1 protein-coding gene is annotated in these 1193 nt (G+C 74.2%); it reads left to right on the top strand.

Going from position 1 to position 1193, the window contains the following annotated elements; all coding sequences use genetic code 11:
- Positions 1-2: 2 nt before the first annotated feature.
- Entirely contained in the window at positions 3-1193 is a 1191-nt protein-coding gene (locus ACWPOB_RS28490; protein WP_455402868.1) for an acetyl-CoA C-acetyltransferase, read from the top strand.

Raw genomic sequence — 1193 nt, 5'->3', positions numbered from 1 at the left:
TCGTGACCAGTTCTGTCATCGTTGCCGGAGCCCGGACCCCGATGGGGCGTCTGCAGGGCGCCCTGAAGGACTTCTCCGGCTCGGACCTCGGCGGGGTCGCCATCGCCGGTGCCCTCGCCAAGGCCGGGGTGGCCCCGGAGCAGGTCGAGTACGTGATCATGGGTCAGGTGCTCACCGCCGGCGCCGGCCAGATCCCGGCCCGGCAGGCCGCCGTGGCCGCCGGCATCCCGATGGACGTGCCCGCCCTGACCGTGAACAAGGTGTGCCTGTCCGGCATCGACGCGATCGCGCTGGCCGACCAGCTCATCCGCGCCGGCGAGTTCGACATCGTCGTCGCCGGCGGCCAGGAGTCGATGAGCCGGGCCCCGCACCTGCTCGAGAAGTCCCGGGCCGGGTTCAAGTACGGCGATGTGACCCTGCGCGACCACATGGCCTTCGACGGGCTGCACGACATCTTCACCGACCAGGCCATGGGCACCCTCACCGAGGCCGCCAACAGCGGCACCCGGTTCGTCTCCCGCGCCGAGCAGGACGCCGTCGCCGCCGCCAGCCACCAGCGGGCGGCCCGCGCGCAGAAGGACGGGCTGTTCGACGCGGAGATCGTGCCGGTGTCGATCCCGCAGCGCAAGGGCGACCCGGTCGTGGTCACCGCCGACGAGGGCATCCGCCCGGAGACCACCGCCGAGTCGCTGGCGGCGCTGCGGCCGGCGTTCGCGAAGGACGGCACCGTCACCGCCGGGTCGGCCTCGCAGATCTCCGACGGGGCGGCCGCGGTGGTGGTGATGAGCCGGGCCAAGGCCGAGGAACTCGGTCTGTCCTGGCTCGCGGAGATCGGCGCGCACGGGGTGGTCGCCGGTCCGGACTCGACGCTGCAGTCCCAGCCCGCCCGGGCGATCGCGAAGGCCTGCGCCCGGGAGGGCCTGGACCCGGCCGGGCTGGACCTGGTGGAGATCAACGAGGCGTTCGCCGCGGTCGGGATCGCCTCCGGCCGCGAGCTGGGGCTGGACCCGGCCCGGATCAACGTCAACGGCGGTGCCATCGCGCTGGGCCACCCGGTGGGGATGTCCGGGGCCCGGATCGTGCTGCATCTGGCGCTCGAACTGGCCCGCCGCGGCGGCGGTGTCGGGGCCGCGGCCCTGTGCGGCGGCGGCGGCCAGGGCGACGCCCTCATCGTCCGCGTCCCCAAGACGTAG

The organism is Rhodococcus sp. 2H158 (genome assembly GCF_053764755.1).
Note: the sequence above shows the minus strand (reverse complement) of the source record. Positions and strands in the feature narration are given on the sequence as shown.